20 protein-coding genes are annotated in these 26,192 nt (G+C 62.4%); 3 read left to right on the forward strand and 17 right to left on the reverse strand.

Translation table 11 applies throughout. The annotated features are described in order from the left end of the window. Window positions 1-36 precede the first annotated feature (36 nt). From IF809_RS20735 to IF809_RS20760, 6 genes are read right to left on the reverse strand one after another with little or no spacing between them, the layout of a single operon-like run. Window positions 37-1,272 (reverse strand): cytochrome P450, encoded by a 1,236-nt coding sequence (locus tag IF809_RS20735; protein ID WP_462838341.1) that lies wholly within the window; start codon window positions 1,270-1,272, stop codon window positions 37-39. 30 nt (window positions 1,273-1,302) lie between these two features. Beyond that, window positions 1,303-2,415, reverse strand: coding sequence for an NAD(P)-dependent alcohol dehydrogenase (locus tag IF809_RS20740; protein WP_462838342.1), 1,113 nt, complete (start codon window positions 2,413-2,415; stop codon window positions 1,303-1,305). Window positions 2,416-2,446: 31 nt separating this feature from the next. Continuing rightward, the gene (locus IF809_RS20745; RefSeq protein ID WP_462838343.1) at window positions 2,447-3,655 is read right to left on the reverse strand and encodes a CaiB/BaiF CoA transferase family protein; all 1,209 of its coding nucleotides are present in this window, start codon (window positions 3,653-3,655) and stop codon (window positions 2,447-2,449) included. Between the two features lie 10 nt (window positions 3,656-3,665). Further along, on the reverse strand, window positions 3,666-5,906 hold the full coding sequence (locus IF809_RS20750) for an acyl-CoA dehydrogenase (protein WP_462838344.1): 2,241 nt from the start codon (window positions 5,904-5,906) through the stop codon (window positions 3,666-3,668). 7 nt (window positions 5,907-5,913) lie between these two features. Beyond that, window positions 5,914-6,723, reverse strand: a complete 810-nt coding sequence (locus IF809_RS20755; protein ID WP_462838345.1) for an enoyl-CoA hydratase/isomerase family protein — start codon at window positions 6,721-6,723, stop codon at window positions 5,914-5,916. Window positions 6,724-6,783: 60 nt separating this feature from the next. Then, a complete protein-coding gene (locus IF809_RS20760; protein WP_462838346.1) occupies window positions 6,784-7,791 on the reverse strand; it encodes a FadR/GntR family transcriptional regulator in 1,008 nt (335 codons plus the stop codon). Between IF809_RS20760 and IF809_RS20765 the strand changes: the two genes are divergently transcribed. Beyond that, window positions 7,729-8,868 carry an acyl-CoA dehydrogenase family protein gene (locus IF809_RS20765; protein ID WP_462838347.1) on the forward strand — a complete coding sequence of 380 codons (1,140 nt, stop codon included), beginning with the start codon at window positions 7,729-7,731 and terminating at the stop codon, window positions 8,866-8,868. The two genes, IF809_RS20760 and IF809_RS20765, sit on opposite strands and share 63 nt — an antisense overlap. Before the next feature lie 84 nt (window positions 8,869-8,952). Continuing rightward, a complete protein-coding gene (locus IF809_RS20770; RefSeq protein ID WP_462838399.1) occupies window positions 8,953-10,119 on the forward strand; it encodes an ABC transporter substrate-binding protein in 1,167 nt (388 codons plus the stop codon). 806 nt (window positions 10,120-10,925) lie between these two features. On the opposite strand, the gene IF809_RS20775 is transcribed toward IF809_RS20770, so the two are convergent. The 11 genes from IF809_RS20775 to IF809_RS20825 form a co-directional block, all read right to left on the reverse strand. After that, the gene (locus IF809_RS20775; protein ID WP_462838348.1) at window positions 10,926-11,852 is read right to left on the reverse strand and encodes an NAD-dependent epimerase/dehydratase family protein; all 927 of its coding nucleotides are present in this window, start codon (window positions 11,850-11,852) and stop codon (window positions 10,926-10,928) included. Further along, on the reverse strand, window positions 11,849-12,622 hold the full coding sequence (locus tag IF809_RS20780) for a sugar phosphate isomerase/epimerase family protein (RefSeq protein ID WP_462838349.1): 774 nt from the start codon (window positions 12,620-12,622) through the stop codon (window positions 11,849-11,851). The genes IF809_RS20775 and IF809_RS20780 overlap by 4 nt, the downstream gene beginning before the upstream one ends. A gap of 82 nt (window positions 12,623-12,704) precedes the next feature. Then, window positions 12,705-14,426 carry an FAD-dependent oxidoreductase gene (locus tag IF809_RS20785; RefSeq protein ID WP_462838350.1) on the reverse strand — a complete coding sequence of 574 codons (1,722 nt, stop codon included), beginning with the start codon at window positions 14,424-14,426 and terminating at the stop codon, window positions 12,705-12,707. Next, the gene (locus IF809_RS20790; RefSeq protein WP_462838351.1) at window positions 14,423-15,133 is read right to left on the reverse strand and encodes an SDR family NAD(P)-dependent oxidoreductase; all 711 of its coding nucleotides are present in this window, start codon (window positions 15,131-15,133) and stop codon (window positions 14,423-14,425) included. The genes IF809_RS20785 and IF809_RS20790 overlap by 4 nt, the downstream gene beginning before the upstream one ends. A gap of 21 nt (window positions 15,134-15,154) precedes the next feature. Next, the gene (locus tag IF809_RS20795; RefSeq protein ID WP_462838352.1) at window positions 15,155-16,108 is read right to left on the reverse strand and encodes an NAD-dependent epimerase/dehydratase family protein; all 954 of its coding nucleotides are present in this window, start codon (window positions 16,106-16,108) and stop codon (window positions 15,155-15,157) included. An 11-nt stretch (window positions 16,109-16,119) separates the two neighbouring features. Beyond that, entirely contained in the window at window positions 16,120-16,542 is a 423-nt protein-coding gene (locus tag IF809_RS20800; protein ID WP_462838353.1) for a cupin domain-containing protein, read from the reverse strand. Between the two features lie 32 nt (window positions 16,543-16,574). Beyond that, entirely contained in the window at window positions 16,575-19,148 is a 2,574-nt protein-coding gene (locus IF809_RS20805; protein ID WP_462838354.1) for a branched-chain amino acid ABC transporter ATP-binding protein/permease, read from the reverse strand. Beyond that, window positions 19,145-20,014, reverse strand: a complete 870-nt coding sequence (locus IF809_RS20810) for a branched-chain amino acid ABC transporter permease (RefSeq protein WP_462838355.1) — start codon at window positions 20,012-20,014, stop codon at window positions 19,145-19,147. Before IF809_RS20810 ends, IF809_RS20805 begins: the two co-directional genes overlap by 4 nt. A 39-nt stretch (window positions 20,015-20,053) precedes the next feature. Then, entirely contained in the window at window positions 20,054-21,292 is a 1,239-nt protein-coding gene (locus IF809_RS20815) for an ABC transporter substrate-binding protein (RefSeq protein WP_462838356.1), read from the reverse strand. Window positions 21,293-21,323: 31 nt separating this feature from the next. Continuing rightward, complete coding sequence (locus IF809_RS20820; protein ID WP_462838357.1) at window positions 21,324-23,114, reverse strand: thiamine pyrophosphate-binding protein; 1,791 nt, start codon at window positions 23,112-23,114, stop codon at window positions 21,324-21,326. Window positions 23,115-23,144: 30 nt separating this feature from the next. Beyond that, window positions 23,145-24,620 carry an aldehyde dehydrogenase family protein gene (locus IF809_RS20825; protein ID WP_462838358.1) on the reverse strand — a complete coding sequence of 492 codons (1,476 nt, stop codon included), beginning with the start codon at window positions 24,618-24,620 and terminating at the stop codon, window positions 23,145-23,147. Between the two features lie 111 nt (window positions 24,621-24,731). Between IF809_RS20825 and IF809_RS20830 the strand changes: the two genes are divergently transcribed. Next, complete coding sequence (locus IF809_RS20830) at window positions 24,732-25,685, forward strand: LysR substrate-binding domain-containing protein (protein ID WP_462838359.1); 954 nt, start codon at window positions 24,732-24,734, stop codon at window positions 25,683-25,685. Window positions 25,686-26,192 lie beyond the last annotated feature (507 nt).

A 26,192-nucleotide genomic window follows, 5' to 3' on the forward strand; every position in this document is an offset into this window, starting at 1 on the left:
TGTCTTCGAGGGCGCTCCCCGCGCCGCGATGCTGCCCTATCGCACCGAATAGCGGACCGGCAGGCGTTTCACGCCGCCGAGAAACGAAGTTTCGGTCCACGCCGGGGCGCCCGCGAGCTCGACCCGCTCGATCCTGCCGAGGAATTCCCGGAAGAAGGCCACGATCTCAGCCTTGGCGAGATGACGGCCGATGCAGGCGTGAATGCCGAAGCCGTAGCCGAGATGCCGGTTGGGCGACCGATCGGGAATGAACTGAAAGGGCCGATCGAAGGCCTCCTCGTCCCGATTGCCTGAGGGATAGCTGAGGAGGATGCTGTCGCCGGCCCTGATCGTCTTGCCGCGAATGTCGTAGTCGGCCGTGGCGGTGCGGAAGAAGTGTTTGACCGGAGACACCAAGCGCACCATCTCCTCCGCGGCGTCCGAAAGGAGCTCGGGTTCGCGCTGCAGGCGGGCCATGCTCTCGGGGTTCTCGATCAAGGCAAGCAGACCGCCGGCGATCGTCGCGCTCGTCGTGTCGTGTCCCGCGCTCGCGAGCGCAACGTAGTACGAATAGGCCTCGAAATCCTCGATCGGCCGGCCGTCGATCTCGGACGTTGCGATCACCGTCGCGACATCGTCCTGCGGGTTCTTCCGTCTCTCCCGCGCGACGTCCTTGAAATAGTCGACATAGGCGATCGTGGCGTCGATCAGGTCGGAGCCCTTCTGCATCTCCGGATCGCCGCCGCCGAAATAGGCCTGGGTGATCTTGAGCAGGCGTTCCTCGTCGCTGCGCGGCAGGCCGAGGATGGCCATCAGGACCCGCAACGGATAGTAGATCGCGATATCGTTGTAGAAATCGCACTGGTTGCCCATCGCCACGAGACGATCGACGCTCTCCTTCGCCAGCGCCGCCATGCGCTCGGACAACGTCCGGATGTGCCGGGGCTGAAACCACGCGTGGGTCAGCTTTTGATACTTGCCGTGATCGGGATTATCCATCTGCGGCAAGGCCCGGACCAGCATGGGCTTGCCGCTCATCGCCTCCCTCACCTTGCTTTCGAATTCGATGCTGAGAAGCTTCGTTCGCGGCGCGTTGATGAAGCGATCGGCCTGGCGCTCGATCTCGATGATGTCGGCGTATTTGGTGATGGTCCAGAACGGACGGTACCCTTGAGGTTGCGTCCAATGGACCGGATCGTCGCGCCGCAGCTCGCCGAACAGCCTGTGCTGCAGACCGACATTGCCGTAGGTTCTGTGATCGGCGATGGCATTATCCGTTGCGATGTCGAGCATCGTTTCTCCTCCCTGCTTGTTTATGTCTTGTTAGGCGCTCCCAATCCCCGCCATGGTCAGAACGGGCTTGACCACGCGGCCGCTGCCCAGGTCTTCAACGGCCTCGTTAATCCTCGCGAGCGGGTAGGTCTTGACGAATTTGTCGAGCGGCAACCGGCCCTCGCGGAAGAAGCCGATCAAGCGCGGAATGAACAGCTGGGGATTTGCATCGCCCTCGACCACGCCGCGGATGGAGATTCCCCGCCCGACCAGGACACTGGCTTCAGCCGCGTACATCGTTCCCCGAGGCGGGGCCGCGACCTGCGCGCTGACGCCTCGCGCGCGGAGGCAATTGACCGAGCTTGCCACGGCCGCCGGCACGCCCGTCGTGTCGAGCGAGACATGCGCACCGCCCTGCGTGAGCTCGGCGATCTCCGCTGCGGGGTTCTCCGCGCGGCCGGACACCGCATGCGTCGCGCCCAGCTCGCGCGCAACGCGCAGCCGTTCCGGCACGACATCCACGGCGATGACGGTCGAGCAGCCGACGATCCGCGCGGCGATGATGGCGGACAGGCCGACCGCGCCGACGCCGAACACCGCGATCGAGGTCCCGGCTTGCGGCCGCAGCACGTTCATGACCGATCCCATGCCGGTCTGGATGCCGCATCCGAGCGGCGCAAGAAGATCCAGCGGCAGATCGGCATCGACCTTGACGATGTTCCTGGTGGTGGCGATCGCGTGGGTCGCGAAGGCGGATTGCGCGAAGAAATGACCGCCGAGCTCGCTCCCGCCGCGTGACAGCGCCGAGCCGCCAGACCTGTTTCCGAACAGGTTGATGGCCCGAAAATGGTCGCAATATCCGAGCGCGCCGGCGCAACAATTCGAGCATTCGCCGCAGGAGCCGAAGCTCATGAGCACGTGGTCGCCGGGCCGGAACGACGTCACGCCGGGGCCAACCTGTTCGATCACGCCCGCGCCTTCATGGCCCAGAACCTTCGGCATCTGCACCGGGATGTGTCCGTACTTGACCGCCAGATCGGTGTGACAGATACCGCACGCGTGCACCCGCACCAGGACTTCGCCGGCGCGCGGCGCCGAGAGTTCGCAAGGGACGATCTCGAAGGGATCGCGCGGCCCATTTGCTATCGCAGCGATGATCTTCATGGACGGTTGCCCTCCGGCGCGCTGATGTGAACTAACCTTTCGCCTGGGCGCTGGCGCTTCCAAACACCCCGGCGTCAGCGAGGCCGGCGATGGCCTCGCTTGACAGGCCGAGGACCCGGGTCAGCAATTCATCCCGGTGCGCCCCGACCGCGGGAATCTCCCGCCGCATGGCAGTCGATCCGCCCGACATCTTCCAGGGCGCATTGACGCCCAGGAATTCCCCCGCGCTATCGGCGATCCTCGCGAATGCGCCCCGCTGAAGGAGGTGCGGGTCGGTCAAGGCGGCTCCCGGGTCGCGATATTCGGCACTGGGAACGCCGGCCTTGTCGAGGGCAGCCATGCACTCGCGCACCGTATGCTGCTCGGACCATTTCTCGACGACCTGCATCATCGCGGTCCAGTTGGCCGCGCGGCCCGGCACCGTCTTGAATCGCGGGTCGTTCGCGAGGTCGCCCTGTCCTGTCACCTCGCACAGTGCGGCGAAGTTTCGCGGCGTGATCGGCGCAACCAGGATGTCGCCGTCGGAAGCCCGGACCGGGCCATAGGCGGCGCGCGGCGCCTGCGGCGGAAACTGCGCTTCCTGCAATTCGTAGACGAGCAGATTGAGCATGCAGTCCATCAAGGCGACATCGATCCGCTGGCCCGCCCCCGTTCGCGCGCGCTGGACCATGGCGGTCTGGATCGCCGAATAGCCGAAGATTCCGCCGAGCACGTCCGCGACGAAAACGGCCCCCGCCGCCGGCCGATCGCGATCGCCCGCATACCGCATCAGCGAGCGGTCGAAGCCGCTCTCGGCGTGAACAATCATGGCATAGGCGGCGCGCTCCGCAGCCGGCCCCGTTTGCCCGTAGCCCGAGATCGAGCAGTAGATCAGGCGTGGATTGATCACGTGCAACGCCTCGTAGCCGAGGCCGAGCCGATCCATCACCCCGGGCCGGAAGTTCTCGACCAGGATATCGGTCTCCTTGACCAGCCGGCGCACCAGTTCGATCGCCTCGTGATTTTTCAGATCGAGCGCAAGGCTGCGCTTGCCCGCATTGAGCTGGCCGAAATAGGCACTCTGGCCCTCCCGCAACGGGGCCCGCAGACGCATGTCGTCGCCCTCGGGCGGCTCGATCTTGATGACCTCGGCGCCGGCATCAGCGAGTAGCCTCGCACAATAGGGACCGGCCAGCATGATCGAGAAGTCGAGCACACGGACGCCCTCGAGCGGCAAATTCGTGGTCTCCTGCGTTTGCATGCGATCACTCCTATCTGGGCAATCCAAGCGCCCGTTGTGCGATGAGGCTGCGCTGGATCTCGTTGGTGCCGATGCTGATCACCCACATCAGCGAATGACGCAGGTTCTGCTCGAAACGGCCATTGTCGATCGCCCCCGGCATCTGCTCCGACAGTGCCGCCCTCGTGCCGAGGATGTCGAGCGCCGCCTCGCCGAAACGCTCCATCAACTCCCCGGAGAAGACCTTGCTGATCGCGCCGTATTCCGGTGGCGTCATGCCGTCCGCGGCAAGCTCGGCGCAATGCATCATCAACTGACGGCCGATCTCGATCTCGGCGGCCAGCGTCGCCATCCTGTCGCGCACGATGGGATCGTCGCTGAGCGCCATTCCCGCAGCGTCCCTCTGCATGACCTGCCCGCGCAGCTGCTCGAAGGCATGAGCGACCTTTAGGACGATGCCCCCGCCAACCAGCCCGCGCTCGAAGGCGAGCGCGCCGATCAGGACCTTCCAGCCCCCGTTGATCTCGCCGACGAGGTTCTCCAGGGGAATACGGACATTGTCGTAGAAGATGTTGGCGAAGGAGCCGTCATACATCGTAGTCGCCGGCCGGACCGTGACCCCCTCGGCGTTCATGGGTACGATGAACATGCTGATGCCGGCGTGCGGCGGCCGGGCGTCCTTGTCGGTGCGCGCGGCCAGGAACATGTATTTGCCCCACCAGGTGGTGGTCCAGATCTTCTGGCCGTTGATGACCCAGTGATCGCCATCGCGCACCGCGCTGGTCCGCAGCGCTGCGAGATCCGAGCCCGCCTGCGGTTCGCTGTAGCCCATCCCGTGCATGGCCTCGCCGCGCAGGATTTCAGGCAGATAGCGTTGCTGCTGCTCGGGCGTTCCGAACATCATCAGGGCATTGGCCTGGATCGCGGCGCCGATGCGCGGCGCCTCGCCTCGCTCCATCGTCTCCATGAATGCGATCTGCTCGAGTGGCGAACGGGCCTGGCCGCCGAATTGCCGGGACCAGCCGAGGGCGATCCAGCCGGTCTCGCCGATCTCCCGCGCGAAATCGGCATCGAACTCGCGTTTGGCGAAGGGCTTGCGATCGAATTCGGCCTTCCTGTCTCCCGACCAGTGCTGCTCCAGCCAATCCTTCACCTGCTGCCGCAGCGCATTGCCGGCCGGGCCCAGATCATATTCGGGCAGGCCCAAACTGCCCGGCACCAACAACGAGGATGCCAGCCATTTCTTCGCCGGCGCCGCCCCACCCAGCATGATGGTGTCGAGATGCACCCTTTTGAAATGCAGCGGGGCCTCGTGCTCGTCGGCATAGCCGATCGCCCCGAATGCGTGATGCGTTTCCAGCGAGACGCGCCGCAAGGCATCGCTCGCGAAGGCGACGGCCGCATGGGCGAAGTAGCGCCAATCGCGATTCCCGAGATCGTGAAGCCTCGCCGCATGATTCACGATCAGCCGCACCCCTTCCAGGGCGATGAAGCCATTGGCGAGCTTGTGCTGGATAGCCTGGAACCGGCCGATCGGCTGACCGAATTGATGCCGCTCCTTGGCGTAGTCAGTGACAAGCTCGAAACCACGCTGCGCGGCGCCGTGCGCCCGCGCCATCAGCGCCAGCTTTCCGCGAAGCAAGAGATCGTCGAGTAGGCCTGCCCCGATCGCGACGAGGCTGATCGGTGCCGAACTGAGGCGCACTTCGCAGGCGCCCCAGGCGCCCATGGCCCGCGTGCGGACAATTGTGACGCCGGTGGCATCCAGCGCCACGAGACCCAGGAGCGCAGGGTCGATGACGACAAGCAGGTGCGTGCAGCTGTCCGCCGCTTCCACGAGCCGAAGCAGCCCGTCCGCCCGCCCGTCCCGAACCTGAATCCCGCCTGCGCCCGGATCTGGATCGAGCGCTCCGAACGAGAAGGCGAGCCGAGCCGAACCCTCTTGCAGCTTCCCCAGACAATCGGCGGCCAGTTCCGACTTCACCGTCGAAAGCGCGAAATTGGCCAGCGCAGCAGACCACATGGGCGCCGGACAAGCCGCGCGGCCGAGTTCGGCGAGCACGACCGCGATCTCGCGCAAGCCCCCGTCCTCGGGCGCGGAGCCGAGACCGGCAACGCCTTGGCCAACGAGCTTGGTCCATATCGCCGCAATGTCTTGCGGCTTGGTGCCAAGCCTGAGGCAATCGGCATCCCATTGCTCGCCGAGAAACCCTCGCAGGGAGTGCCGGAGCATCTGCCTGACTTGGTCGTTCGGAAGCTCGGTAGCGCCCATGGGCCGACTAGCCCTGGCCAAACCTGGGCTTGCGCTTTTCCTTGAACGAGCTTGTCGCTTCCTTGTGGTCGGCGGTCTCGAATGTCACTTGCTCGAGCGCCATCGAGGCTTCGAGCAGCATGTTCACGCGGTCCTTGACGATCTGGTTGATCGACAGCTTGGTCCAGCGGATGGCCCAGGTGGGACCGTTCGCGAGCTCCATTGCGATCTCCCGGGCCTTGGCCAGCACCTCCGCCCGGGGCGCGACGTGATTGACGAGGCCGATCCGCTCGGCTTCCTTGCCCTTCAACAGGGTACCGCGAATGAGGAATTCCTTGGCCTTGTTGATGCCGACGAGCAACGGCCAGATCACGGTGCCGCCGTCGCCGGCGACCAAGCCGACCCGCGAGACGTGAGTGTCGCCGATGCGCGCATCCTCTGCCATGACGGTGATGTCACAGAGCAGCGCGTGGGTCGCGGCAAGACCGATGGCATCGCCGTTGATGGCGGCGATGATGGGCTTGTCGAGTTCGAGCTGACGGGTCACACCGCGGCGGCTGATCATGGGATCGTGGACCTCCCCTTCCTCCAGCACGTCGCCGCCCGGCCGCTCCGACATCGCCTTGACGTCGCCGCCGACGCTGAAGAATTCTCCCGCCCCGGTCAGCACGACGACACTGACGGCGTGGTCGTCGGCAAGATCGTCCCAGATCGTGCGGAGCTCCCGGATCAGCTTCTGATTGATGGCATTGCGCGCCTGCGGCCGATTCAAGGTCACCGTCGCGACCTTATCGATGACATCCACGGTCAGGCACTCGTACTTCGCATATCTGGACACATCTTCCTCCGTTCGTTTTTCTTGATTCAGTGCCGGCGTTCGGCCGGACCTGCGATTTCGTCACTTCATGCCGGAATTGATCTCCGCCAGGGCGATCTGAAGCGACATGGCGCCGGGATCCTGCTCGAGCATCTTTTGAACCGCACCCAGGTGGCTGCGCATAAACCGGGCCGCGGCGACGGCATTTCGCTCCCGCAGCGCCGCCAGGAATTGCCGGCGCCGCTCGCCCAGCCGCGCCATCGCAACGCCGCTGGACGCGACCTTGGCGTAAACGAACCGCATGTGGATCTCGGTGACTGCATCGGTGATCATGGCGATCACCTTGTTGCCGCAGGCAAGCCCGAGCAGCTTGTAGAACTCCCGCGCGCATTCGACCCGCTCCAGCAGCCGGCCCTCGCGGGTAAAGAGCTCCGTTCGCTCGACGTTGGCCTGCAACGCCTCGAAATCCGCCTGCCGCGCATTTACGCAGGCAAGGCGCACCACGAGGTCGAGCACCTGAACGCGCGCTTCCGACAATTCGCGGATCGAGATCGTCCCGAGGCTCAGCATGTCGCGCATGACCACGTTCATGCGGCTAGTATCGCCCTCCTGGACGAAAGCGCCACCTTTGACTCCCTTCTGCAGCCGCAGCACGCCCGCCATCTCCAGACTGCGAAGCGCTTCCCGAAGGACGTTGCGGCTGACGCCGAGCTGCCGCGCCAGATCGCGCTCAGGCGGCAACTTGTCGCCCGGCTTGAGCGCTCCGCGCGCGAGCTGCTCGCGAATGCGGTCGCAGATTTCCTCGAAGGCGCGCCGCGTATGGATCGGGCGAAACGCCACGGGGGCCGGCGCCCCCGCCAGGCGATGATCCGAAGCTCGCTCGCGACGCGGGGATGGCGCAGCGCGCCCGCTGCCGGTTTTGTGGGGGCTTGACTTGGTCGACATGGGATGGATTATTAAATGGATCACCCATTCAATGGAAGCCCCTTTTTGGGCGTCCCAACGAAAAAACCTACGGAGACGTTCATGAGCTTCAGCGAAGAGCAGATCGCCTTTCGCGACAGCATCCGCAAAATGGCTGCCAGGCACGTGGCGCCGATCGCAGCCGAAATCGACGAGACAGATCGCTTCCCCCTGGAGCTCGTGAAGCTGTTTGGCGAGATGGGACTGATGCAGCTCTGGGTCCCCGAGCAGTATGGCGGGCCGAACGGCAACCTCACCTTGGCCTGCATCGCCCGCGAGGAGATCTCGCGATTCTCTCCGGCCTGCGCATCGATCGCGGCGCTGAACACCATGTTCATCATGCCCCTGCTCCACTTCGGGTCCGAGGAGCAGCGCAAGAAGTACTTGCCGATCATCGCCAAGGGCGGCATCGTAACGGCGATCGCGATCTCGGAGCCGCAGGCCGGCTCGGATGTCACCGCGATCAACACCCGCGCGAAGAAGGACGGCGATTGCTACGTCCTCAACGGCCGCAAGCAATGGTGCAGCTACGGCGTGGCGGCGGACTATATCGTCGTGATGGCACGCACGAGCGACAGCCCTGGCGCGGACGGCATCAGCGCTTTCATCGTCGAACCCAAGAATATGCCGGGCATCACGTTCGGCCGGCACGAACGCAAGATGGGCTTCCGCGGCGCGCCGAACACGCCGATCTTCTTCGATAACGTGCGGGTTCCCGTGGAAAACCTCGTCGGCGAGGAAGGCAAGGGTTTTCGCGCCTCGATGCGCGCGCTCGACCTCAACCGCCCGACGATCGGCGCGCAATCCGTCGGCCTCGCCCAGGGCGCGCTCGATGCCTGCCTCGCCTATGCGAAGGAGCGCAAGCAGTTCAAGAAATCGATCTCGGAATTCCAGGGCGTGCAGTTCATGCTTGCCGACATGGCGATGCAGATCGAGGCGGCGCGCGCCCTCGTCTATGAATGCGCGCGCGCGGGCGATGCCGGTGACTGGAAGCGGCTGAACCTGCTGGCCAGCATGGCCAAGTGCATCGGTAGCGACATGGCCATGAAGGTGACGACCGACGCCGTGCAGATCTTCGGCGGCTACGGCTACACCATGGACTATCCGGTCGAGCGCATGATGCGCGACGCCAAGTTGACGCAGATCTTCGAGGGCACCAACCAGATCCAGAGAATGGTCATCGTCCGCGAACTTCTACGATAAAAATCTGAAAAACAAACAAATCGGGAGGACCTCACCTTGAACAGCCATTTCGCGCGCGCCCTCGGCGTGATCGCCGCGTCAGCCATGCTGGCATCGACACCGCTCCACGCGCAAAAAGCCTACGGACCGGGCGTCAGCGATACCGAGATCAAGCTCGGGCAATCGACCCCGCTGAGCGGTCCCGCATCAGCGTTCGGCGCCGGCGCGGGACGCGCCGTCGTCGGCTATTTCGAGATGCTCAACGAGCAGGGCGGAATCAACGGACGCAAGATCAACTTCACGCAGCTCGACAATGCCTACAGCGCCCCGAAGGCCGTCGAGCAGTCGCGCAAGCTCGTCGAGGATGTCGGCGTGCTCGCGGAAGTCGGCACCATCGGCACAGCGCCGAACGTCGCCATTCAGAAATATTTGAACTCCAAGCAGGTCCCGCAGCTGTTCATCACCGCCGGCGGGCGTCGCTTCAACGACCCCAAGAACTTCCGCTGGACCGTGCCGCTCTATCCCGATTTCGAGACAGAGGGACGCGTCATCGCCAAGTATTTGCTAAAGACCCGGCCGCAGACCAAGATCGGCGTCCTCTACCAGAACGACGACTACGGAAAAGATTATCTGAAAGGCCTTCGCGCCGGTCTCGGCGACAAGGCATCGCAGATCGCGATCGAGGCATCCTACGAGCTCGCCGATCCCACGATCGATTCGCAGATCGTCCAACTCAAGTCCGCCGGCATCGACACGCTGGTCGAGCAGTCGTCCTCGAAGGCGGCGGCGCAGTCGATCCGCAAGGTCCATGAACTCAACTGGAGCCCGTTGCACATCATCGGGGGATCGACGGCCTCCGTCGAGACGATCTTGAAGCCCGCAGGCCTCGACGCCTCGAAGGGCCTCGTGACCACGCAGTTCCTCAAGCAGCCCGGCGACCCCGCCTGGGCCAATGACGACGAGGTCAAGGCTTACAAGGCCTTCCTCAAAAAGTACGCCGCGTCAGTCAATCCGGACGATTATTCGGTCCTCGTGGCCTACATGAACGTCCATGCCGTCGAACTCGTGCTGAAGAAGTGCGGCGACGACCTCACGCGGGAAAACCTGATCCGTCAGGCGACGTCCTTGCACGGGGAACGCCTGCCGATGATGCTGCCGGGCATCTCGATCAGCACCAAACCCGACGATTATGGAGCGTTCAAGACTCTGCGGATCGCCGTTTTCGACGGCGAAAGCTGGAGCGTCTCCGGCGATCCCATGTCGGCTGAATGAGCGGTTCGCCGTATCGAAGCGACGGGAGACTCAGCTCCCGCCTACCGGCAGCTCACTCGCCCTTAGTCGTTCTGTCAATCACAACGAAGTCTCGTCGAGCTCGACCGTGCCGCCGACGGGCCTTCGATTGGCGCCGTCGGCGCGCGTGATCCGCAGATGTCACGGTGGCGACTTGTTGGAACGTTGATACAGCTCGGTCCAAAGCTTTGGCTTTGGGCACCCGCCCTTCTGTACGATTTGATACGCTGCAATCCTCAGCTAATAAGCACGCCATCGACTTCATGCCTCGACTTGCGATAAGTAGCTCTCACTATCTCGCTCAGCTGATTGATTTGAAGGGAACGACACGCACTCTGCTAGACTACGCTAAGCCGCGCGATTCCAACCAACAGCACTACTCCCACTCAATCATTACGCCCAGGGTATCGTCGTTGATTTGCAAGCACAATTCTTCAAGTCAGACGGACAAATCCCGACGGTATACCCGCCGAAATTTTCTGGTCTTGAATTCACAGGAAATTTGAGCCGTTCGCGCTCTTGGCGATTCCATTACTTATCGGAGTCAATCGACTGATCAGCACCGAGGGCGTGGTCAGGACCGCCGTTATGGCCTTGGTGGGCGTACGTTCAAATACCGTCAGAGCTCAGGAGCGCGCCGTTCCGGTCCTTCGACGGCCCGCACCCGCCGTCCCTGCCCTAGCGCGACCGGAACGCGATCAGTTGCTGCAGGTTATCTTCTTAGTTTTCGGCTGAGGACCGCGTACCCCATGCGCCGCTCAAGCGGCTTTGGGTAGATCGCGGTTCATTTAGGTCCGCTCATTGGCTGCCTTGCCTCCCGAAATGAGGCGACGTTGATCGTAATCGGCAATGAACCCCAAGCGCCGTTGCGCGTGCGAAAGGTCATACAACGGCGCAAACGGCTGCCGTCTGTAGACCTCGGGACCGCGAATCTCGACGGCGTTCCCGTGCAGACGACGTAACCGATCAAGCGTTGGCTCGGGTGACAGCGTGACCTGCGACGAGAGATAGAATTTCTCGAAGCCCCCTTTCGGCATGCTCATTTCCATTGCGAGACGGAATGCGCGGGCGAGATCACGCGCATCGATGTGATGGTAAAGCGGGCCTCCGCCAGCCGACGACGGCCCCCCGGCCGCTGGTCCATGGTAGTTCTCCGGATCCTTGGCACGGGCGACAATCTCCGGTGCCATCTCAGGGTAGGCGACAAAGACCGTTCGGAGAGCCACGACCGACATCCCACGCAATGCATAAGCCCGGGAGAGATCTTCGCCCAGTATTTTGCTGACGGCGTAGGGATCGGTGGCCAGCAGCGGATGTTCGAGATCAAGTGGCGCATAGAGTGGTTGCAGCATGCGGCCCTCGCGAACCGTATAGCCCGCTACCGAATCGCTGGAACAGAATACGAAGCGCTCGATCCGGGCGGCCTCGGCAGCCTCGAGCACCGTGTAGGTACCTTGCACGTTGACACGCATGATGGTCTGCCCGTCCCCCGACCAGATATTCGGCACGGCGGCGATATGGAGAACAGCCGAGACGCCCCTGACCGCGTCGGCGACCGCAACTGCATCCGTGACATCCGCGACACGCCAATCGATATCAGCATTGCCACGCCGGCGATCGAAGCCGCGGACGCAATATCCACTGGACAATAATTCGTCGACGACAAACCGGCCGAGGAGTCCGGCCGCCCCGGTAACCAGCACTAGCTTTGTCATGACGCACGTCCGGTCGATCGTGGTGGAAAGCCAAATTTTGCCAAAAGGTCATGGCTCTGAGGGATCGCTGTCCCCGGATCATCCGCGAGTATCTCCAGCATCGTTGGCCCGTGGTAGCCGATCTCCTCGAGGGCGGCGGCGAGCTCAGCGAACGGTACCGTGCCTTTGCCGACGGGATCGTGACGCCAAATTTTCCTCGTCGTGTCGGAGACGTGCACGATGCGCAGGATATCAGCAAGCTGCCGAATTCCCTCGGCGGGCGACTCGCCGATGAAATGGGCGTTCGCGGCATCGTAAGTTGCGCCGAGGTCTTCGGAATTGAAACTGCGGACGAATGTCCCGAGAGCATTCGCATCGGGGAACGATGCCATCGGGACGTTCTCGATAGCCAGCTTGATGCCCTTCGCCCGAGCATAGGGGAGCAGCTTTTCGATCGAGCCACGCATCCAGTTCGTACGGTCTTCGATGGTGGGCGGCGCCAGCGGACTCATTCGGCCGGGCACGGTCACCACCCAATGCACATTGATGTCCGACGCCAGATCGATCGTCTGCTTGAACATCTCGATCGAAGCCGCCCGCACCTCGGGCCATGGACTTGCCAGATTGTGATCGAGGCTCGGAAGGTTCATCGCGCAATCGACGGCCTTCACCTCGTCCAGCAACGCCGCGAGTTCGCGCCTCGAAGGCCGAGCGAAGTCGGCAAGCGGGAGATGAGGCGGGTGAATCAGGAACTCGAATGTCCGGTAATTGAGATCCGCGAGCTGGCGCACGCAATCGATGACAGGCGTCGTCCAGGCGTAGGCGTAAGTGTTGATGCCCATCGTGATCATGACCAGCTCTCCTTCAGAGGCATTACTCGCTCGGGGCTAACGCGGCATCCTGTTGCGACTTGACCGCTTCCTTGCCGGCGATCCATCCGAACACCAGAGCCGGCCCCAACGTAATTCCCGGCCCCGGATAGGCCCCCTCCATGACTGACGCCATGTCGTTGCCGCAGGCGTAGAGGCCCGGTATGGCCGTCCCGTCCGGTCTGAGAACCCGCGTCGAGGCATCGGTCACGATGCCCGCCGACATGCCGAGATCGGCCGGCACGACCTTGACGGCGAAGAACGGCGCCTGCTTAATTGGTCCGACGCACGGATTTGGCTTCACGTCGGCGTCCCCGAGCGAGCGCTGATAGACATCACCGCCGCGACCAAACTCCGGATCTTGCCCCTTCTCTGCCCCGGCGTTGAACTTGCGCACAGTCTCATCCAGGGCCGCGGCCGGCACACCGATCTGCTTGGCGAGGTCCGCAAAGGATGCAGCCTCGATGAGATAGCCCGACGCGATATCGCCTTTGATCGATGTCGAAAACGGCTTGATCTTGCCGAGACCGTATTTCCAAAGGAAGCCGCGGTCGCAGATCAGCCAGGCCGGGATCGCACTGTTGGCGTGCGAGAGCTGTGCATGAACGAACTCGTGGTAGGACAGCGCCTCGTTGACGAACCGCTGGCCATTGCAGTCAACGGCGATCAGGCCGGGCTTGGCGCGGTCGGTGACCGTGTGAGGAAAAACGCCTGTGCTGCCGTCCGCGCGAATGAATGTGGAGGCGGGAACCCAGAAAGCCCCTTCCGTCGTCGACGACGACAGGCCGGCGCCCAAGGCGCTTGCGAGGACGGCTCCTCGCGGCTGCGGACCTGATTTGACCGTTGCGGTCAGAGTTCCCGCAGCTTCGGGGACATAGTTGCGGCGGATCTCGGGCTGATGCGAGATTCCGCCGGTGGCGAGAATGATACTGCGGCGCGATGCAAGCCGGGATGATCGTCCCTGCGCATCTCGAACGACGACCGATGAAGCACGGCCATCCGGTCCCAGTTCGAGGCTTTCGACGCCGACGCTGGTCCGTATCTCCACCTTGAGATCGAGTGCGGACCGAAGCAGGCGCGCGACCAACGCGTTGCCGAGATACAACGACGTGCCACGCCGCGCCTTGAGGCGCTGGAGGAAATAGTCCAGCAGAAGCCGCGTGACGCGCAGGGTCGAGGGCAGCGATTTCATCGCGCGGCGAAAATGCGGAATGTCCTTTCGGCTGACCATCATGCCGCCGAACAGCGTGAACTCCGGCAGAGGATCCCGCACGAGCTCGAACGCGCGGCCCAACTGCCTGCCGTCGAACGGCACAGGCTCGAGAACGCGTCCGCCCGCCGTTCCGCCCGGCAGGTCCGGATAGTAATCCGGATAGGTCAGCACGGGCTGGAATCGAAGCAAGGTCGTCGCCTCCAGATCCCGCAGCGCGTCGTCGGCCCGTGCCAGAAAGGTCTCAAGGTTGTCCCGCTGCTTGCCGGGTACAGTGGCGCCCAGATAGGTCCGCGCGGCCTCGATACTATCGGGTCGGCCGGCTTCAGCCATCTTGTGGTTTACCGGCAGCCAGACCATCCCTCCCGAGATCGCGGTCGTGCCTCCCACGACGTCCGCCTGCTCGAGCACGAGCACGGACTTTCCCGCGGCGGCGGCCGTACAGGCCGCGGTCAGGCCAGCCGCTCCCGCGCCGATTACGATGGCGTCCCAGGCATCGGCCGCCGCAGGGATCATATCATGCCGCCGTTGGGCCGGATGATCTGCCCCGTGATCCACGAAGCGTTTGGCGAGGCCGCGAACAGCACCACCTCTGCAATCTCTTCCGCACGGCCGATGCGGTTCAGCGGGCTCATTGCAGCCGATCGTTGCTTGGCTTCTTCCGTCTTGCCCGCGCGGAACAGGTCGGTATCGACCGGCCCGGGAGCGACCGCGTTGACGCGGACTTCGCGCACCGCCAATTCCTTCGACATCGACCGCACGAGACTCTCGACCGCCGCTTTCGTCGCGGTATAGGGGCCGCCCCCGGGAATGCCCAGACCGGTCATCGATGTGGTCAATGCCACGATCGAGCCGCCTTTCTGTACGCGCCGCGCGGCCTCGGAGAGAACGTTGAACGCGCCGACGATGTTGACGTCGACAAGCTCCTGAAAATCCGCCAATGGGAATTCCGCCACCGGACGGGGTGGCCGGTTGATACCGGCGTTGACCACGACGGCCATCGGCGAAGCGCCGAAATCCGCCGTCACGCGCTCGAAGACTTCGGCCACTCCCCCGGCATCGCGGATATCGACCTTATATGCACGCCCGACCGGTTTTGCGGGCGCCTCAGCCGTATAGGTGCTGGCCACTTGCCAGCCCGCGTCATGGAACGCGTTGCAGCAAGCGGCGCCGATGCCGCGCGAGCCGCCGAAAATCAAAACCACAGGTGAAGGCTTGTTCATGTCTGTCCTCGAAACTCTTGCTTAGCGCAGCGTCGCGCGAGTTGCGGCAATGGTCGCCGCGATACCCTTCTTGATGTCGTATTTCGGCTCGTAGCCGAGTTCGGCGCGCGCACGGCTGATGTCGAGCGCGCCTTTGACGGCGGTAGGAACGACGCCGCCGTGGCGGTAGACGCCGCTGTCGCCGACCGTGATGCGGGCACCCGGAACGGCCTGATTGACCGCATCCGCCGTATCTCGGAGCGTCGGAGCCTCGCCCGTTGCAACGTTGTAGGCATCAAAACGGTGCTTCTCCTTGTCGAGCGCGAGCAGAGTCCCGTCTACCGTGTCGTCGATAAAGACTTGGTCGACGGCCAGACTTGCACCCTCTGCCTGATGATAGGGCTCGCCCCGAAGCGCGGCTTCGATGAATGTGCGGGGCAAACGGAGGCGCGGCAGGTGCGGACCGTAGACCCAGCACGTGCGTACGGCGATGCACTCGAGGCCGTGATCGCGCGAATAGACCCGACCGTAATGCTCGGCTGCCAGCTTGGTAAGGCCATAGATGCTGGTCGGCTTCTGTGGATGTTCCTCGTCGATCTTGGGCGCCTGGAAATCGCCGTACGTCTCCTCGGTCGAGATGTGCACAACACGCCGAACCTTGCTCAATCTCATCGCCTCGAAGACGTTGATCGAACCTTCTACGTTGATACGCAGCGTCTTGATCGGAGCGTCCGCCGCGAAGACAACGCCCACGATCGCCGCCGTGTGCACGACCGCATCGAACGGATGCTTTTCGAACAACCGCACGACTTGATGCCATTCGCCAACATCGACCACCTCGGCCGACAGACGGGAATTGCTCGCGGAGAGCGCGGTCATCGCTGGCGAAACCGCTATATCCGCTGCAACGACCGTATCACCCCGGTCCAGCAGCGCCCTGGCGATGGCGCTGCCCAACCAGCCGCAGCCACCCGTTACGAGAACCTTCTTGCTCACGGCTTTCGCTCTCAACGCGGCTTTGGCTCTTCATCAGTCGGCGGGCTCGTAATCACGAGGAACACCAGAGGGTCGATACCCGTATTGTGAAACTCATGCACGACGCCCGGCGGAATGTAGGTCACGTCGTTGGAGCGCACCACGCGACGCTCGCCGTCCACGACCAGCAGGCCTTCGCCGGCGAGCACGTGGTAAATTTGCTCCTGCACCTTGTGAACGTGGGATTCCACATGCGCACCTGCCTCGTAAGTCGAAATGCGGTGATCGAAGAACCTGCTGCCCGTGGTTTCGGGCGTGACGATCGCCTTCGACAGAGCCTGGTTGAAGTGACCTGGATACTGGATCCATTGCAGTTCGGCCAGGTTACGAGTCACCGCGTATTTTTCCTTTTCCGCATCCGCGAATGCGTTTGGGGCGGGTGCCACGATCGTCATGTGTCGTCTCCAGTCGTTGATCGGTTCGAATTTCACATCGTCGCAGGGGTGCGCTGCGCTACCTCATCGGCTTGGACAACGCCGAGCAGCCGCTCGCACAGCGCCTTGTCCATCGCCAAGCTGCTTGCAGCACCACCGTAGGCCACACGCCCATTCACGAGCACATAGGCACGGTCGGCCATCGCGAGGACGCTTTCCGCATGGTGCTCGACGATGATCATGCTCGCCCTCGTCGACAGTCGTCCAACGGCGTCGCGCACTTCCTGGACCACGGCGGGCGCCAAGCCTTCGAACGGCTCGTCAAGCAGGATGAGCTTGGATGGCACCATCAGGGCGCGCGCAATCGCAACCATCTGCTGCTCTCCGCCGGATAGGTTTTCACCGCGCGAACGAATTCGAGCTCCGACCTTTGGGAACAGATCGAATATCTCCTCCATCGACGCCCCCCCCGGCCGCGCGGCAAGCCTGAGATTTTCCTGTACTGTCAGGTTCGGAAACAGCCGCCGCCCCTCGGGCACCAGCGAGATGCCAAGTCTGTTGATGTCGCTGGGCCGCAGCTTCGAGATATCGCGCCCTTCAAACGACATTTGTCCTTCCGACGGGTGCAAAACACCCGTAATCGCGCGCAGCAGCGTGGTCTTGCCGACGCCATTACGCCCGAGCAGGGCGACGACCTCGCCCTTGTGAACGGCCAGATCAACTTTTTCGAGCACGATGCTGCCGCCATAGCCAGCGCTTATTCCTTTGAGCTCGAGGAGTGGGGCTTGATCGGCTGGCACGGCCGCGCCGCCCTTCCTCGTCGGAAGAACAACGATCTGGCCGCTCTCTTGCACATGATGAGTATCGCCGAGATATGCCGCAACCACTTCCGGATGCCGTGCGACCTCCGCCGGCTTGCCGTCTGCAATCAGCCGGCCTTGATGCAGAACCGTAATCCGGTCCGACATTGCCAGGACGCGATCGATGTCATGCTCGATCAGAAGGACGGCGTGGGATTGCGCCAGACGGCGAATGAGTTCCCCAACGACCCGACGATCGGATTCCGCCAAGCCCGCCAGCGGTTCGTCGAGGAGCAGCAGCTTGGCGTCGATCGCGAGCGAGACCGCGATCTCGAGAAGGCGCTTTTCGCCATGAGACAGAGAGATGCAGAGCTTGGCCGCCCGTTCCGTCAGGCCGACGGCCTCCAGGAGACTCCATACGCGCGCATTGACGCTTTCCGAGGCATGCGCATCGTCCCATAGGCTGAAATAGATCCTGTTGGACGCCTGCACCGCAATCCGCACGTTTTCGAATGCCGTCAGATTGGGAAAGACGCTGAGGATCTGGAACGACCGCGCAATCCCCAGCCGCGCCCGCTTATGGGGCGGCAGGCTGTTGATCGATTTGCCTTCGAAGAGTATCTCGCCGGCGTTCGGCTTGTAGCGGCCGGTCAAGAGGTTGAAGAAGGTGGTTTTGCCCGCGCCATTCGGTCCGATCAGGGAGTGCAGACCTATCCGGCTCATCTCGAGCGAGATATCGTTCTGGGTGATGATGTTGCCGAAGCGCTTCGAAAGGTTTCGGACCTGAAGGATCGGCACGCCTCCGTCCCCTGCTCCTTTCCCGGCGGCCGGCGTATACGGCACGATCCTCGCGGGACGCGGCGGAATACCATCGCGCGTCAGCGTCCAGCGCTCGCGTCTGACGAGGCGCTGGAAGATGCCTTGCACGCCTTCATGCGACAACAGAGCGAATGCGATGATAATGGGCGCAAAGAACAGCCACCAGTTCTCGGTCAGGGCGCTGAGGCGATCTTCGAGTACAATGAAAATGATCGAACCCCAGAGAGGTCCGAGGAAGTGATGAACTCCGCCCAGAGCCGCCATCAACACCGGATCGCCGGCGTGCTGCCAGCTCAGATTGTTGGCGTAAGCTCCCTGCAGCAATAGCACCATCAGACCGCCGGCGATCCCGATCGCCCCGCCAGCGATGATGAGGGCGACGAGTTTCGTCTGATACGTGTTGTAGCCAAGACTGGCGACACGCTCCTCGTTGTCGCGCAGCGCCTGCATCATCCGGCCAAACGGGCTATGAGCGATCCGCCACAACAGCCACAACATGCCGAGGACGACGACGAGCGCGAACCAGTGAAACTCGAGCGCCGAGGTAAACAGGGGCCGCGCTACATCCTGGATACCGTTCTCTCCACCAGTGACGTCCGTCCACTTGAACGCGATCTCGAAGGCGATCTGTGAGCAGGCGAGCGTGAGCAGTGAAAAGTAGAGGCCTCGCCGGCGGAGGATGACCGCACCGACCGTCAGCGCCAGCAGCATCGAAAAACCGGCTGCGACCAGAACGTCGCCCAGTTCGTTCCCGCCGAGAAGACGCGTTCCGATCAGCGCCACGGCGTAACCTGCAGTCCCGAAGAAGAACGATGCGCCGAACGGGACCAGGCCCAGATACCCGATCAGGAAGTTCACCCCGGCCGCATAAAGAGTGTAGATCGCAATCTGAGTTACTCTTGCAACCGGCATGCCGATGCCAAGCGCAATGGCCGAGGCAACAAGCAATACGGCGGCAATGATCGCAATGGGATGGCGCGACACACGCGCGAGCAACGCCCCTTTCATTCGAAGCGCTCCCAGCGTTCACCAAACAAGCCGCGAGGGCGCAGAAGCATGATCGCGAACATCAGCACGTACATCGAGGCCGTTGACGCCGCCGGCCAGAACTGGATGGTCAGAGCGGTCACGACACCAACGGCGAGCCCCGCCACCACGGCGCCCCGTAACGACCCAAGCCCACCAATTGCAACAATTACAAACGCGGGCATAACTGCATTCGCCGCCATCGACGGAGAGACGGTCCAGAGCGGGGCTGCAAGCAGCCCCGCGATCGCGGCAAGCCCGCAGCCCAGGCCGAATACCGCCGTAAGGACGCGCGGCAGCTTGATGCCGAGCAGCTCAACCATCTCGGGATCACGGCTTCCGGCACGCAGAATCCGTCCATAAGGCGTCCAGGACAGGAAGGCCCAGAGGCCGAGCAATGCCGTCGATGTCGCGGCCAGAACCGCCACTCGGTACTTGGTGATCAGCAATGGCCCAATCTCGACGATCCCTGCGAACAGCGGCGGCGGGTTGAATGGCTTGCCGTCCGCGCCCCAGATCGCGCGAATGAGGGCCTCGATCAACAAGGCCAGGGCGAATGTCACAATGAGGCTCAGAAGGGGCTCGCGTCCGTAAAGCCGACGGATCAGCAGAAACTCCGTCGCCATGCCGATGGCCGCCACGACGAGCGGGGCAAAAGCGACCGCTCCCCATCCAAACCAGCGAAAGAGCTGCCAAGCCACGTAAGCACCCAGCGCGAAGAACGCACCATGCGCGAAATTGATGACGCCAAGCAGACCGAACGTGATCGAGAGGCCGACCGCGATCAGCACGTAGAGAAAGCCCAGGACAAGGCCGTTGGCGACTTGCGAAATGATGATGTCGGTCATGTTTCCAACTCGCCAACGGTTGTTAGGCCAGAGGCAACTTCAGAGCGCCGGCATGTTGCAGCCGACTTCTTCCTTGGTTCCGAACGCCTTCTCAGTCTCTTCGGCCGTGGCGGAGGTGTCCTTGAGGACGTCGAAGAAATCCCACTTGTCGGTGATGGTCTTCTTGACCTGCACAATGACCGCGGGGCGGACCATCTGATGGTCCCATTCGCGGAAATAGTAAGGCAGCGCGCCTTCCGCGTTCTTCCACTTCTCGAGCGCGACGACAATGTCCTGGGCCTTGGTCGATTTCGCTGCCTCGATCGATTCCAGGAGCGCACGCATGGCGGTCCACCCCGACCAGGTCTTGTCCGACGGCGGCTGGCCGTACTTTTTCTGGAACGCCTCGGTCATCGCCTTCTCGTGCGGCGTGTTCTTGGGATTGTTGTAGTACCAAGGCTTGATGTAGATGCCGCTGGAGGCCTGCGCACCGACATCCCAGAAATCAGTATCGGTGACCGCGATGGCGCCGTACGGGATTTTCTCCTTCATCCCCATCTCATTCCACTGCTTGAGAAAGGTGGAGAAATCGCCGCCAACAAGGCCGCCGATGATCGCGTCCGGCTTGGCTTGCCGTATCTTGAGGATGTAAGATGAGTAGTCAGCCGTGTTGATCGGCACCTCATCGGAGCCCGCCTCGGTCAGCCCGGTCTTGCCCAGCAAGGCTCGCGACGAGCGCAGGATGTCCTGACCGAACGCATATGACGCCGTCAGGAAATAGACCTTCTTACCGATCGATGCGATGTAGGGCATCAGACCGGCCGTCTGCACGGGGACCGTTGCCTGGGTGCGGAAGACGTAGCGGCTGCAGCTCTTGCCCGTAATTTCGCTTGCGGCCGCTCCCGGCAGAATGAGTGGAATCTTTGCACGATTGGCCACGCTCATCATCGCGAGCGCGTTCGAACTATAGTTGCCGCCCACGACGGCAACGACCTTGTTCTCGTCCACCAGCCGCTGCATGTTCTGCTGGGACCCTTGCGGGTCCGATTCATCGAGCCAGATGAGTTCGATCTTCCGGCCGAGCACTTTTCCGCCGGCTTGTTCAACCGCCAGCTCGCTGCCGCGCTCCAGGAACTGGCCGATCGACGAGCCAGGGCCCTGCTTCGAATAAATCATGCCGATCCTGATCGGATCATCCGTTTGAGCACTGGCGCTACTTGGGATTGCCAGGCTCGCGATTGCCGCAGTCGTCACTCCGGCAAGCAATCTCAGGCAAGCACTATCCATCCGCCGCATCATGTTCTCCTCCCTTGTTGATTGACTTTTTGCTTCAGATCAGTCGCTGCGGCTTACCGAAGACCGGCTCCCTGTATGGAGTGGGCGGCAGTTGCCATGTACCTGTCGAGGGCGGACGCACTTCCGCATCGACATGCAGGTCGATCACGCAAGGCCGGCGATTCCTGATCGCCGTTTCCACGACACCGCGCAGATCCTCGCTCCTGGTGACCGTGTAGCCATCGGCTCCACAGGCACGCGCCCACGCTGCGAAATCCGGATTGTATCGTTCTCCGCCGGGCCCCTGATTGCCCTTGTAGAAGGCGGTCCCGAGCTCCCTGCCTCCGAACATTCCATATTGAATGTCGCGGATCGCACCCCAGGCGAAGTTGTTCCACACGATCCAGATGCAAGGCAGCGAATACTCGACTGCGGTCGCAACCACATGGGGCGCCATCATGAAGCCACCATCGCCAACGACCGCGACACAGGTGCGGTCAGGCGCCGCCAGCTGCGCGCCGAGAACGCCGCACACGCCGAAGCCCATGGATGAATAGCCCCAGCTATTGAGCATGCTTTGCGCCCTGCGAGGCTTCCAGAACTGCATGAACCAGTTGTGATGCACACCGGAGTCCAGCGACAGGATCACATCGTCCGGCAGGACGTCGGTCAGCGCATCGACCACATATTCCGGCCGGATCGGGGTCGTTACGTCCTTGAAGTGAGGACGGACAAACGCGTCCCATTCTGCCTGCCAACCGGCAACTTCGGTGCGCCATGGCTCGAAATTCTCCCGTCGAATGTCCTTCCGCTCGGCCATCCCGTCGAGTAATTGCGCCGCGAAGGTCTTGGCATCGGCGATGACGCCGAGAGTCGGCGGATAGTTGCGCCCGAGCTCGGCTGGATCGATGTCGGCCTGGATGAGCTTGGTCTTGGGGAAATTCCAGGAATAGCCCGGGTGCCATGACGACGACGAGCGGTCGTCGAAGCGCGTTCCGATGCAGATCACGAGATCGGCAAAACGGCCGGCCTGATTGGCCGGATAGGCACCGTTGCGCCCGATAAAGCCCAGCGTCAGTGGGTCGTCGGAGGGCACGAGACCCATGCCATTCGGAGACGTGATAACCGGGATGCCGTATTTCTGCTGAAGCGCCGTAATCTGGGGCCCGGCCTCGGACAGCGTCGTTCCCTGCCCGACAAAGAAAACCGGCTTTCTGGACGCGCTCAGCAGATCGAGCGCCTTTGCAATGTCCTCGGGGCAGGCACTGGGGCGATGCCCGCCGTGCACGTGTGACGGCGCTGGAAGTTCGACATCATCCTCCTCTTGGAAGACATTGTATGGGATATCCAGGTTCACGGGGCCGGGCCTGCCGGTCACCATCGTGTCGAAGCCCTGGCGTAACGCCAGGGGAAGCATGTCGACCCGCGTGGGCTGGAACGTCCGCTTGACCACCGGCCGCATGACTTGGGCAAAGTCGGCCTGATTGTGCGCGTAGAGCTCCTGGAAGGGTCCGCGATTGGCCTGCGACGTCGGCACGTTTGCCGTGATTGCCATGAACGCCGATGAGTCGGACAGGGCCGTGATTAGCGGCATCACGATGTTCGCTGAGCCCGGACCCGTTGACGTCAACGTCGCGACGGGGCTGTGCTTGACACGAAAGTAAGCATCAGCCATATGGCCGGCCGCCTGCTCGTGGCGCGGCGAAATCAAGCTGATCTTGTCCCGCACCTGGTAAAGTGCATCGAGGATGCCGACGTTACCATGGCCGCACACACCGAAAATGAACGGCACCTTCTGCTTGACGAGATACTCGGCGATGACCTCGCCACCCTTCATCTTGCTCATTTCTTATTCTTCTCCGGCTGCGTTTCTCGATCAGGCGAGGATCGTGACCATGCGCTCTTCGCTCATTTCCCGGATTGCATAGTGCGGGCCTTCCCTGCCAAAACCGCTATCCTTCGAGCCGCCATAGGGCATGAGATCGACGCGGGAGCTGGGAGTCTCGTTGATGTGTACGCCTCCGACCTGGAGCTTCCGCGCCGCCTCGAGCGCATTGCCGATGTGCTGCGTGAAGATTCCGGTTGCCAGACCGTAGGGCGTTGCGTTGACTCGCTCGATCGCCTCGTCGAACGAGTCGAACGGCGCGATCGTCAGGACAGGTCCGAAAACCTCCTGACATCCCAGCGGAGTTGTCGTTGGGACGTCGGCCAATAGCGCGGGATGAACGACCGAGCCACTGCGCCCGCCGCCGACCAGAAGACGCGCGCCGCTTTCGACCGCCTGCGCGATCCAGGATTCGACTCGGACGGCAGCCGCTTCGCTGATGACTGGACCAACAACGGTATTTTCGTTTGCCGGGTCGCCAAACGGCAGCGCGGAAACGAGTTCCGCTAGACGATGCTCGACCTTATCGACGAGCGATCTGTCGACCAGGAGCACTTGGATCGACGTGCAGACCTGACCGGCCTTGCGATAGCTCGCGCTTATGACTTTCGGCAAGGCGACGTTCAGATCGGCGTCATCGCACAGAACGCAGTGAGCGATGGAGCCCAGTTCCATCTGGGTCCGGCGCAGACCGACCCGCTGCTGTATAGCGCGACCAACCTGCGTGCTGCCGGTGAACGCGTAGAAATGAATGTTCCTTTCGTTGATCAACCATTCCGCGACCTCCGCCTCGCCGTGGAGGACCGACAGCAGACCGGGCGGCAGGCCTGCCTCGAGCAGACACTCCGCCATGATGCAGGATGTCATCGGCGTATGAAGCGACGGCTTCAGAATCGCCGCATTGCCGGCCGCGAGTGCCGGGCAGACTTTGTGCGCAACGGTATTCAGGGGCGCGTTGAACGGCGTGATCGCGCAAACCACCCCAAGAGGCATTCTGAGCGTAAATCCGATCCGACCTGCCTGCCCTGCTGCCGACTCCAGCGGAATCATGTCACCCGAGAGGCGTCGCGCCTCCTCAGCGGAGAGCCGGAACGTCACTGCACATCGCTGCACCTCGCCCAGTGCATCGCGCCGAGGAAATCCCGCCTCCTGACGCAGCACCTCAACGAGCTGGTCTGCACGCGCCTCGAGCCCTGCCGCTGCACGATCAAGAATGGCGCCTCGCTCGTAAGGAGAGAGCGTACTGGCCTTGAAGGCCGAAAAAGCAGCCTCCACGCACACACTAACCTGTTCGGCGCTCGGAAGTTGCGCCACCATCGCAGGACGATTGTGAAACTTATCGAGGACGTTTACTTCGCTCGCGCCAGACTGCCATTTCCCGGCGATCAGGAGCCTGCAGGCGGGTAACTCCCTGGTCGACAGTCGCTGCGCGCCGATGGCTACCACCCCGTGCTCCTTCTTGTTCATTCAAGGGGTGCAAGCTAGAGCAGGTTTGACAATTGCAAAAATAGGGTTTTCCATTGATGGCTATAAGCGCGCCGTATAGCCAACTGGCGGCGCTTCCGGGATGAGGCTTCCATGGACCTTCGTCAGCTTCGCTATTTCGCTCAAATCGTTGAAAGCGGAAGTCTGTCCAAGGCATCCCGGTGCCTTTTCGTCGCCCAACCGGCGCTCAGCCAGCAGCTCGCCAAGCTTGAAGACGAAGTCGGGAAGCCGCTGCTTCAGCGCTCCTCGCGCGGCGTCGTCCCGACAGAAAACGGACTGGCCCTCTATCATCATGCCCGCTTTATGCTGCGTCAAATGGACCAGGCGCTGTCGATTGCGAGAAAGGATGTCACCGACCTGCAGGGCATGGTTTCAATAGGTCTGCCTCCGACTACCCAGCGAGCCATCGGGCTTCCGCTGATGAAGCGCATCCGAAACCGATATCCGGGCATCTTGCTCAATGTCGTCGAAGGGATGAGCGGTCATGTCGCTCAGATGATACGCCTTGGGCAATTGGACATCGCTATACTATTTTCCGATGACGTCTCGTCCAAGCTTTGCGCCGAGCCCCTTTTGGAGGAAGAGCTTTTCGTGATCTTCCCCGAAAAGAGCGGCTATATCCCTCACAATCGAAAATCTGTTTCGATCTCCGAGCTCGCCCAGATCCCCTTGATCCTGCCAACCAGCTCTCACGGTCTTCGCCGACGCGTAGTGGCCGAGTTCGAACAGCGAAAGATGAAGCCGAACGTGAGCGTCGAAATCGATTCCCTGACGCTTCTTATGCAGTGCGTGAGCGAGGGGATGGGCGCCACGATCAAACCGATGTCCGCATTGCGCGAGGCCGACGAGGCGTTGGGCAGATGGCGTGCACTTTCGATCAGCGACGCTCCCATCACGCGGACAAACTATCTTTATTCGCTATCCGCAGAACTGATGACGGACGCTGCCCGAGCGGTTCTAGGAGAGACGCGGGACGTTGCCCGCGAATTGATCGAAGGGCGAAAGTGGAAAGGCGTTCAATTCATCGAGCCACGAGAGGCCGCCTGACGAAGTTGGTTCGAAGCGCCTGAACTTCATGAATACGCCCTCAGTAAGTGCCGCGTGGCAATCGTCCGTGGGGTGTGGGGGCGGTGATCTGCAAGCAGTCTGCCCGGCTTTGCGCTAGACCTGCAGTTGCTCGGAGCTGTAGCTTTTGACGCCCTGCCCTTCTGTACGACCAAGCACGTTGCAGTACTCCGTAAGCCTAAACGCCGTGGCTGCTCGACCTCGACCAAGATTAAGTCAAGCTCGCAACTACGGTCAGAGCTCTAACGGTAAAGGGACAACACGACCAGCTACGCTACACTGCGCGATCGCAGCCGGCCACACTACTCCCACTCTATCATTTAGGAAGACGCTATCGCGTTGATTTCCAAACACAACTCCTCAACGCTAACGGCCTAACGCCGACGGTATACCTGCCCAAATTTTTTGGTCTTGAGTTCACAGGAAAATTTGCGAGGCTTTGAGGGTTGGCACCTTCAGCAAGTATCGAGATCAATCGACGCACCAGGC

It is taken from the genome of Bradyrhizobium sp. UFLA06-24 (assembly GCF_054967145.1).